This is a genomic window from Streptomyces atriruber (genome assembly GCF_001418325.1).
GTDB lineage: Bacteria > Actinomycetota > Actinomycetes > Streptomycetales > Streptomycetaceae > Streptomyces > Streptomyces atriruber.
The window spans coordinates 1-9,730 of sequence record NZ_LIPN01000509.1 but is presented as its reverse complement, the minus strand read 5'-3'; the positions used below and the strand labels follow the sequence as shown (position 1 = coordinate 9,730).

8 protein-coding genes are annotated in these 9,730 nt (G+C 72.0%); 3 read left to right on the top strand and 5 right to left on the bottom strand.

Annotated features, from left to right (window positions below):
- On the top strand, positions 1-1,978 hold a 1,978-nt coding region (locus AOK03_RS37250), incomplete at its 5' end, for a helix-turn-helix transcriptional regulator (RefSeq protein ID WP_244177900.1).
- 26 nt (positions 1,979-2,004) lie between these two features.
- Here AOK03_RS37250 and AOK03_RS37245 read toward each other — a convergent pair.
- The gene (locus AOK03_RS37245) at positions 2,005-3,372 is read right to left on the bottom strand and encodes an FAD-dependent oxidoreductase (RefSeq protein ID WP_055569803.1); all 1,368 of its coding nucleotides are present in this window, start codon (positions 3,370-3,372) and stop codon (positions 2,005-2,007) included.
- Between the two features lie 145 nt (positions 3,373-3,517).
- On the opposite strand from AOK03_RS37245, the gene AOK03_RS37240 reads away from it, so the two are divergent.
- Positions 3,518-4,018 carry a DUF6214 family protein gene (locus AOK03_RS37240; protein WP_425264447.1) on the top strand — a complete coding sequence of 167 codons (501 nt, stop codon included), beginning with the start codon at positions 3,518-3,520 and terminating at the stop codon, positions 4,016-4,018.
- 19 nt (positions 4,019-4,037) lie between these two features.
- Here AOK03_RS37240 and AOK03_RS37235 read toward each other — a convergent pair whose 3' ends face one another.
- Positions 4,038-4,697, bottom strand: a complete 660-nt coding sequence (locus AOK03_RS37235) for a DUF305 domain-containing protein (protein ID WP_079075206.1) — start codon at positions 4,695-4,697, stop codon at positions 4,038-4,040.
- 180 nt (positions 4,698-4,877) lie between these two features.
- Between AOK03_RS37235 and AOK03_RS37230 the strand changes: the two genes are divergently transcribed.
- Positions 4,878-6,380, top strand: coding sequence for an LVIVD repeat-containing protein (locus tag AOK03_RS37230; protein WP_055569801.1), 1,503 nt, complete (start codon positions 4,878-4,880; stop codon positions 6,378-6,380).
- On the opposite strand, the gene AOK03_RS37225 is transcribed toward AOK03_RS37230, so the two are convergent.
- From AOK03_RS37225 to dprA, 3 genes are all read right to left on the bottom strand, one after another.
- On the bottom strand, positions 6,346-7,005 hold the full coding sequence (locus AOK03_RS37225) for a TetR/AcrR family transcriptional regulator (RefSeq protein ID WP_055569800.1): 660 nt from the start codon (positions 7,003-7,005) through the stop codon (positions 6,346-6,348). The genes AOK03_RS37230 and AOK03_RS37225 overlap by 35 nt on opposite strands.
- Before the next feature lie 246 nt (positions 7,006-7,251).
- The gene (gene whiG, locus AOK03_RS37220) at positions 7,252-8,094 is read right to left on the bottom strand and encodes an RNA polymerase sigma factor WhiG (protein WP_055569799.1); all 843 of its coding nucleotides are present in this window, start codon (positions 8,092-8,094) and stop codon (positions 7,252-7,254) included.
- 379 nt (positions 8,095-8,473) lie between these two features.
- Positions 8,474-9,640 carry a DNA-processing protein DprA gene (gene dprA / locus AOK03_RS37215; protein ID WP_055569798.1) on the bottom strand — a complete coding sequence of 389 codons (1,167 nt, stop codon included), beginning with the start codon at positions 9,638-9,640 and terminating at the stop codon, positions 8,474-8,476.
- Between the last annotated feature and the right edge of the window lie 90 nt (positions 9,641-9,730).

Genomic DNA, 9,730 nt, shown 5'->3' with positions numbered 1-9,730 from the left:
CGACCTGCTGCCCGGCGAGCGCTCCCGGCTCAGCCGCCGCTACGCCGAGGCCCTGGCGGCCGACCCGCTCCTCGTACGCTCCGAGGACCGGGCCGGACGCCTCGCCGGGTACTGGTTCGACGCCCGCGACCCCGCTCGGGCCCTGCCCGCCGTGCTCGCCGCGGCGGCCGCCGCCCGCGGCCGCCACGCGTTCGCCGAGCAGCACCAGCTGCTGGAACGGGCACTTGAACTGTGGGACGACGTCCCCGAGGAGCTGCGCCGCGAGGCGATCCGGCACAGCGTCGAGGACGGCCTGTCCCCGGCCGTGCCCGGGGACGGGCCGGGCGGCTTCGTGGACCTGCTCGCGGCGATCGCCGTCGCCGCGCGCCTCGCGGGCGAACGGGAGCGGGCACTCACCCTCTGCAAGCGGGCGCTGTGCGAGCTGGACGGCGACCCCGCCCCGGGCTCCCGACCCGGCCCGGCCCCGAACGACCCCATCCGGACGGCCTGGTTCCTGACGGAGCGCTACCAACTGCTGCGCGACCTCGCCCGCTCCGACGGCTGGGACGAGATCTCCCGGGCCCAGGCGCTGGTGGGGGACCTGCCGCCGTCCCCCGTCCACGCTCACGTGCTGACGCACGCGGCGCACTGGCACGTCGTGCACCGGCCGGGGCCGCAGGTCATCGAGATCGCGGAGCGGGCGGTGGAGCTCTGCCGGGCGACGGGTGCCGAGATCATCGGCATCACCGCGCAGCAGACCCTGGCCTGGCTCACCATGCACACGGGTGACGTCGAGGCCGGGCTCGGCCTGGCCCGGGGCGCGTTCACCGGCAGGCTGGCGCGGGCCAATGCCGCTGTCGTGCTGCGCGGCCACGGAAATCTGTCCACGGCGCTGCACGGCATCGGCCGGTACACCGAGGCCGTCGAGACCGCAGAGGAGGGCAGCGACCTCGCCGAGCGGCACGGGCTGCCGGACATCGCCTCCTTCATCGACGGCAACCTCGCCGAGTCCCTCATCCAGCTCGGCCGCTGGTCCGCTGCCGACGACGTGCTCGACCGGGCCGTCGGCCGACGCGGGGTGAGCGTCCGCACCCGGGGGCAGGCCGCCGAGCTGCGGGCCGAACTGGCGCTGGCCCGCGGTGCGTACGACGAAGCCCGTCGCCGGTCGGCGGAGTCCGACGACTGGACCATCGGCCCCTCCCCGGAGCCGCAGCACACCCTGGCCATGGCCCGCGTGGCGATCGCCCTCGCGGCCGCCGACGGCCGGATCCTCGACGTCCGCTCGCTGCTGGACGCGGCGGTCGGCGAGGCCATCCCCTTCGGCCACCAGCGCTACGGCTGGCCCCTGTTGTACGAGGCCGCCGCGGCCGAGGCACGGGCCCGCGGGCTCGCGGTGGCCCAACCGGGGCGTGGGGCCGCGGTGGAGCGGATCCGCGAGGCGATGCGGGGCCAGCCCGTCTTCGTACCGCTGTGGGCCGCGTACGCCCTGATGATCGAGGCGGAACTGCTCGCCGCGGAGGGCCGGGACGCCACCGCCCGCTGGACCGAGGCCGTCACCGCGACGGAACAGCTGGAGCCCCCGTTGCTGTCGGCCACGGCCCGCTTCCGCCTCGCGGGGGCCTTGCTCGCCCGGGGCGGCGCCGGGTCCCGCGAGGCGGCCGGGGAGTTGTTGCGCAGGGCCGGGGCGGTGGCGCGCGAGCTGGGCGCGGTGCCGCTCGAAACGGAGATCGGCACGCTGGCCGACCGCGCGCGGATCCCGCTGCGGCAGGAGGAGGAGCCCGCGCCGTCCCGGGCGGTGGCGCTGGGGCTGACCGCCAGGGAGCGCGACGTGCTGCGGCTGGTGGCCGCCGGGCGGAGCAACCGGCAGATCGCGCAGGAGCTGTTCATCTCGCCGAAGACGGCGAGCGTCCATGTCTCCAACATCCTGCCGAAGCTGGGCGCTTCGGGCCGCGGGGAGGCCGCGGCCGTCGCACACCGGCTGGGGCTGCTCGACCAGTGACGGCGCGCCGCGACGTGCGACAGGCCCTAGCCCCGCACTCCGTGGGCCGCCGCCCGCAGCCCCTCCCAGTCCGGGATCTTCACGATGCCGCGCCCGAGGGAGTGGCCGAGCTCCGCCTCCGCGCGTTCGATCGCCAGCCAGCCCGGCCACTCGACCGGCCGCAGCCCCGCCGCCCGCAGCCCCGCCAGGGGATCCTCGGGGACGTGCCGTCGTACGAGATCGGGGGCGTCGTCCAGGAGGGAGAGCACCGTCTCCTTGGAGCACGGGCGGTTCGTGCCGATGACGCCGGTCGGGCCGCGCTTGATCCATCCCGCCACGTACTCGCCGGGCGACGGGGCACCGTCGCGCAGCACCCGCCCCGCCGCGTGGGGCACCGTGCCCCGCCCGGCGTCGAACGGCAGCCCGTCGATGGGCACCCCGCGGTAGCCCACCGAGCGCAGCACCAGTTGCGCCGGGATGTCCTCGTACCGTCCCGAACCCGTCACGCCGCCCGAGCCGTCCGGCAGCGTCCGCTCGAACCGGGTCCCGGCGACGTGGCCCGTCGCACCCGCCGTCAGCGAGACCGGCCGCAGGAAGAAGCGCAGCCTGATCCGCCGGGCCAGGCCCCGCGCGGGGCGTTCGGCCCAGCCGCGCAGCACCTCCACGTTGCGACGGCTCGCGGCGGGCAGCCCGGACGGGTCGGCGAACGCGGGATCCAGCGCCAGCTCCGCGGGGTCCACCAGGACTTCGGTGTCCGGGAGCGCGCCGAGTTCCCGCAGCTCCTTGGTGGTGAACCGCGCCTGCGAGGGCCCGCGCCGGCCCACCATCGACACCTCGCGCACCCGGCTGCCCGCGAGCACGCCGAGCGCGGCGTCCGGCATGTCGGTGGGGAGCAGTTCGGCGGCGCCGCGGACCAGCATCCGGGCGACGTCCACCGCGACGTTGCCGACGCCGATGACCACGGCGGACTCCACGTCCCGCACGAACCCGTCCGGTGCGTGCGTGTCCGCCGACGCGTCCGGGTGCGCGCTGTACCAGGAGACGAACTCGGTCGCCGAGAAGCTCCCCGGCAGATCCTCGCCCGGCACCCCGAGCCTGCGGTCCGCCGCCGCGCCGACGCAGTAGATCACCGCGTGATAGAGGCCGAGGAGCCGGGCCGGGGGCAGGGCGCCGGGGCCGATCTCGATGGAGCCGAGGAAGCGCACGCGCTCGTGTTCCAGGACCGTGCGCAGGTTGTTCTGCAGGGACTTGATCTTCTCGTGGTCCGGCGCGACCCCGTAGCGCACCAGGCCGTACGGGCAGGGAAGACGGTCGAGCACGTCGACGCGGACGTCCGGCACCCGGTCCTGCTGGACGAGGGACTGCGCGGCGTACACCCCGCTGGGGCCCGCACCGACGACGGCGACCTGCAGCACGGTGGTGCTCCTTCCGCGAGACGAGCCCGGGACGGTCTCAGGATCGCACCAGGGGCCGTGTGATGTCAGGGGTGTGCGTCCGTCTGTGCGAGTCGTCGTGCGTGCCGTTCCCGGGCGGATGCGACGGCGCGGATAGCGTGCGCTTGTGCGGAACAGATCATTTGCTGATGTTTCTGATCACTATCGACCGGATGTCGCTGCACCGGACGGGCTGGCCCGGCTGGACGAGCCGACCTGGCCGGAGCCGCCGGGGCCCTCGTTCCGCGTCCGGCTGACCTTCAGCGACGGGGCCGACGTCGACGTGACCGCCGTGGTGTCGCACGGCCGGGTCGCCATCGAGGACCTGCACGCCCAGCCACCGCTCTCCCCGGACGACTTCGCCGCGCTGGTCGACTGGATCGAGCGCCCCCTGGAGGAGGACGGCCCGGTGGCGGCGGAACCGGCCCGCCGCGCCCGCCCCGCCTGGCCGCGCGGCAACGCGGGGCGCCGGATCGTGGCCGAGGCGTACCGCACGGCGCAACACGAGGGGCACGATCCGGTGCTCGCCGTGATGTGCGCGACCGGGCACAGCCGCCGCAAGTCGCTCAGACTCATCGCGGGAGCGCGCGACGCGGGCCTTTTGACGCCGCGTCACCATCGCAGGTAGGCGGGGGCCGCCGCCGGTCTCAGCCCATCTCCCGCATCCTGCTGATCTCGCTCGACTGCTGCGCCACCACGTCGTTCGCCATCTCCTCGACCTGGATGTTGTTGCCCTCGGAGAGCACGTCCGCGGCCATCGTGACGGCCCCGCTGTGGTGCGTGATCATCAGCTTCAGGAAGAGCTCGTCGAACGCCTTGCCCTTCGCGGCGCGCAACTGCTTCAGCTGCGCCTCACTGGCCATGCCCGGCATGGTCGCGTGGTCGTGCCCCGCGTGCTCGCGCGGGCCGCCGTACTTCTTCAGCCAGCCCCGCATCGCGCCGATCTCCGGCTTCTGCGCGGAGGTGATGCGCGACGCGAGCCGTTTGACTCGGCTCGACTCCGCCCGCTTCGGCGCGAGTTCGGTCATCTTCAGGGCCTGGCCGTGGTGCACGATCATCATCTGCGCGTAGGTGAAGTCGGCCGTGTTGGGGGAGTCGTCCTCGGTTCTCCGCTCGGCGGCGTCCTTCGCGGACATCGTCGCCGCGGTCTCGCCCGGCTTGCCCGGGGCGATCACCGAAGGCCCCTCCGACGCCTTGTGCCCGGCGTCGGACCTGCTCCCGCCGCCCCCGTCGGAGTCGCACCCCCCGAGCACGAGAACGGCTGTCGCCAGGAACGCGGTGACTGCGGACGTACGACGGTTGAGCACAGAGACCTCCTGCGGCACACGGCGACGAGTTGGGGTCCGTACTAGCACGTGGATGACCACCTGCGATCAAAAACTCTCGTTACGGGTCCGTTTCCCCCTCTATTGATCTGTGCATGATGAGCACGATACTTCGGGTGTCCGTGAACCGTTCAACTGTGAACGGCGACAAGGGAGGACGCAGTGACCCTGTTGAACCATCCCCGAACTCGGCGCAGACGACTGGCAGTCGGCGCGGCGGCGGCCGGACTGCTCGCCGCGCTGCTGACCGCCGCGCCCGCGGGAGCGATCCCCGACCCCGGCGACACCCCCGCCGCCCCGAAGAGCGTCTCCAAGAGCGACGAAGCCCGGACCGAGAAGGCCATCGAGCGCGGGGAGATACCCGCACCCGACGAGGTCGTCCACTCGGACAACATCGAGCACCTGGCCAACATCCCCAAGGATGCGCTGCCGGGCCTCAACACGGACATCGCGTTCCAGGGCAAGTACGCCTTCGCCGGAAACTACGACGGCTTCCGCATCTACGACATCAGCAACCCCAAGGCGCCGAAGACGATCTCGCAGGTGCTGTGCCCGGGGTCGCAGAACGACGTCTCCGTCTCCGGCAACCTGCTCTTCCTCTCCACGGACTCCTCGCGCAGCGACAACTCCTGCAACAGCACCACGCAGCCCGCCACGGAGAAGTCCTCCTGGGAGGGCATGAAGATCTTCGACATCAGCGACAAGGCGAACCCCAGGTACGTCTCCGCCGTCGAGACGGCCTGCGGCTCCCACACGCACACGCTGGTGCCGGAGCGCAGGAACGTCTACCTGTACGTCTCCTCGTACTCCCCGAACGCGACGTTCCCCGACTGCAAGCCTCCGCACGACGGGATCTCGGTCATCAAGGTGCCGCGCAAGGCTCCGCAGAAGGCCGCGGTCGTGAACTTCCCCGTGCTCTTCCCCGGTGAGGGGCCGGACGGCGGCGGCAACCCCGGCGGGCCCACCAACCCGGGCGTCTCCAAGACCACCGGCTGCCACGACATCACCGTGCTGCCCTCCGAGGATCTCGCGGCGGGCGCCTGCATGGGCGACGGCATCCTCTTCTCCATCAAGGATCCGGAGAACCCGAAGGTCATCGACCAGGTCCAGGACAACACCAACTTCGCGTTCTGGCACTCGGCGACCTTCAACCAGAAGGCGAACAAGGTCGTCTTCACCGACGAGCTCGGCGGCGGCTCCGGCGCCACCTGCAACGCGGCCACCGGGCCCGACCGCGGCGCCAACGGCATCTATGACATCAAGGGCAAGGGCGACAAGCGCAAGCTGGTCTTCAAGAGCTACTTCAAGATCCCGCGCCACCAGGCGGACACCGAGAACTGCGTGGCCCACAACGGCTCGCTGATCCCGGTCAGGGGCAAGGACCTGATGGTCCAGGCCTGGTACCAGGGCGGCGTCTCCGTCTGGGACTTCACCGACTCCGAGAAGCCCAAGGAGATCGGCTACTTCGAGCGTGGCCCGCACACCACCGACAAGATCACCACGGCGGGCGCGTGGTCGGCGTACTACTACAACGGCCGGGTCTACTCGAACGACATCGAGATGGGCCTCGACGTACTGAAGATCAACGACAAGCGGACCGACTCCGCCCAGCGGGTCCGCCTGCCCGAGCTCAACGTCCAGACGCAGCCCGACTACTTCGACTAGTCCACTCCATGGAGGCCCCGTCGGGCGGTGCGCCGCCCGGCGGGACGCCGAGCTTCCAGTCGAGGTCGTACCGCTGGAACAGCTCGGCGCGCAGCGTCTCCAGCGGCATCGGCGCCCCGGGGATGAGCAGCGCGAAGACCGCGCCCATCAGGAGCGCGCGCAGCAGCGGGTAGTCCCGGTCGGGGTCCTGCGACCCGTACCGCACGACGGTGTCGCGCAACAGCTCCGCGAGACGCTGCTGCTCGGGGCATTGCACGAACCCTTCCGCCTGCAGGATGCCCGCCATGTGCGTGCGCATGAGCAGCGGTTCGTCGACGGCCAGGCCCAGGATCGCGTCGACGGCCCGAGCCATCCGCTCGTGCCCGTCCTCGGTCTGCGGCTCCCGTTCCAGCGCCGCGTCGAGCGTGCGGTGCATGAGCCGGTGCACCGCGGACTGCAGCAGTTGGCGCTTGCCCGGGAAGTAGTACGACACCAGGCCGCGGGCGGCGCCGGCCCGGTCCGCGATGTGGCCGAGCGTCGTGGCCTCGTACCCGTGCTCGCCGACCAGGTCCACCGTCGCCTGCAGCAGCCGCTCCCGGGAACGTCTGCGCAATTCTTCATTGACCGATGGGCTACGCGGGGACATTCTGTAACTCCTGCGTTGACTGGCTCCGAGCCAATATACTCAGTGCGGGCCCGGGGCAGGCAGCACCGCGGGGGAGTGTTGCCTGCCCCGGGCTCATTTGCGCCGTCGCCCGGCACGGACGCGGAGACCCAGAGACGCCTCACGGCCGATACGGCACCCGCACGGCCCGGTCGAGGCGTGCGGGCACCGTTCGGCTGCTCGGCGGAAAACCTTCTGCTCCTGGTCCTGCTCCTGCTTCTGTTCCGATCAGTCCCCCAAGCCCGCCAGCTTCGCGCGCAGCTGCAGCACGGACTTGGTGTGGATCTGGTTCACCCGGCTCTCGGTGACACCGAGGACGTCGCCGATCTCGGCGAGCGTCAGGCCCTCGTAGTAGTAGAGCGTCACGACGGTCTTCTCACGCTCCGGCAGCGTGTTGACGGCCCGCGCGAGCAGCCTGCGCAGCTCCCGGTCCTCGGCGACCTCGACGGGGTCGTCGGCCGTGTGATCCTCGAGCGTGTCCCTCAGGCCGAGCCCGCCGTTGCGGGTGCCCTCCGTCTGCAGCAGCTCTTCGAGCGCGCCCACGTTCGCGAGCGACAACTGACCGAAGACCGTGTGCAGTTCCCCGAGCGTGACACCCATCTCGGCGGCGACCTCGGTCTCCGAGGGGGTGCGCCGCAGCTGCGCCTCCAGCGTGGCGTAGGCCCGCTCGACGTTGCGGGCCTTCTGCCGCACCGAGCGCGGGATCCAGTCGAGCGCCCGCAGTTCGTCGATCATCGCCCCGCGGATGCGCGTGATCGCATACGTCTCGAACTTGATGGACCGCTCGATGTCGAACTTCTCGATCGCGTCGATCAGCCCGAACACCCCCGACGACACGAAGTCGGCCTGCTCGACATTGGGCGGCAGCCCCACGCTCACCCGGCCCGCGACGTACTTCACCAGCGGCGAGTAATGCAGGATCAACTGCTCCCGCAGCCGTCCGTCGCCCGTGTCCTTGTACGAACGCCACAACTCGTCCAGCGACGTGGGCGCGGGGGGCCGCTCCTGCTCGCCGCTACGGGCGGCCGGGGGAACCGCTGCCCGATCGGACCCTGAGGTGTGCTGGGGCATTCGTCGCCTTGAGCCGTTCTGCCGTGAACTGGGGAGGTCGCCTGAACTGGAGTGATCACGCGAACTGGGGAGGTCGCGTGGGTCGGTGAGGTCGCGCGAGCCGGTGGAATCACCGGTGTCGCTCGCGCCGGAGCGGTGGAGAGCGTGCGTGGAGTGAATGAGGTCGTCCGTCTGTTGCCTGTCCGCGTCGGAATCTGTGTGAGCGTAGCGTGACTGAAGTGTCGCAGTGTGCGAAGAGTATGGGATCGCGCGTGCGCAGATACGTTCCGCTTACCCCTTCCGGGAGTCGGAGCCGTCGCTCTGAGTGACGACACCGACGGGTCAACTACACGATTTCCCAAGTTCGTCGGGGGTCATCCGTCCGGCGGAACACGCTCGGTCACGATTCACCTCCATCAGCGAAGACGGACAGAATCGCCTGGCGTGTCAACTGCCAGCCGTCGCCGTGTCGTTCGACGAACCCCAACGACTGAAGTTCGTACAGTCGCCCTACCGCGTCGTCCTCGGTCGTCCCCGCGCCGATCGCGACGTCGCGCACCGCCGCACACCTCCGCGCGGGCAGGGCGGCGAGGACGCGCTGCAGCCCGGAAGTGAGCAGGTCACGCGGCACCACGGGCCCCCGCCGGGCCGGGGCGAGCTCCCCCATGTCACCGACCAGCTCGACGACTTCGGCGGCATCGGTCACAAGGACGCCGTCACCCCGCAGCAGTTCGTGCACCCCGGCCGACAGGCCGCTGGTCGCGGGTCCCGGCACCCCCATGGTGAAGCGCCCCAACTCCTGGGCACTGCGCGCCGTGGCGAGCGCACCGCTGCGATACGCGGCCTCGACCACCACTGTCCCCCTGGTCAGCGCCGCGATCACTCTGTTCCGCAGGATGAACCGGCTCCGCGTCGGATGGTCCCCCGGCGGCAACTCACCCACCACGAGACCCTGTTCCGCGATGCGTCCGATCAGCCCGGCGTGCCCGCGCGGATAGGGCCGGTCGACCCCGCAGGCAAGGACGGCCACGGTTGCACCACCCGCCCCGAGCGCCCCTCGGTGTGCGGCACCGTCCACGCCGTACGCCCCTCCGGAGATCACGACCCATCCGCGCTCCGCGAGCCCCGCGGCGAGCTCTGCCGCCATGTGCGCGCCGTACCCCGAACAGGCCCGTGAGCCGACGACGGCCACCGACCGCAGGGCCCATATCCGCAGGGACGGCCGCCCCCGCACCCAGAGCCCGACCGGGCGCGCATCCCCGAGGTCGTCCAAGGTCACCGGCCACTCCGCGTCCCCCGGACAGACGAACCGCGCCCCGGCGTCCCGCGCCGCCGCCAGATCCCGCTCCGGCCGCACCGCGGCGGCCCGCGCCCGCAGCCCCTCCCACCGCCGCGCCGTCACCCCCGGCAGTCGCTCCTCGTCGTCCGCCCCGACCAGCCGCCGCAGCACCTCACCGGCCCCGACCTCGCACAGCCACCGCCCGCCGACCGCGTCCCCCGGCTCCAGGACCCGCGTCAACGCGACGCGGGCGAGTCGCTCCTCGCCCGACGGCGGCTCGGCGCTCACGAGGGCGCCCCGATGGTCATCGGCACGCCTCGCGCGACCCCCGTGCGCAATTGCAGCGCGAGGGCGACGTCCTGGGCGCGGGGCCGGTCG

What these genes read in the sequence shown, in the direction of transcription:
- AOK03_RS37225 (WP_055569800.1), bottom strand. Translation starts at nt 7,005, where the DNA reads ATGTCCCCGCGTAGCCCATCGGTCAATGAAGAATTGCGCAGACGTTCC.
- whiG (WP_055569799.1), bottom strand. Translation starts at nt 8,094, where the DNA reads ATGCCCCAGCACACCTCAGGGTCCGATCGGGCAGCGGTTCCCCCGGCC.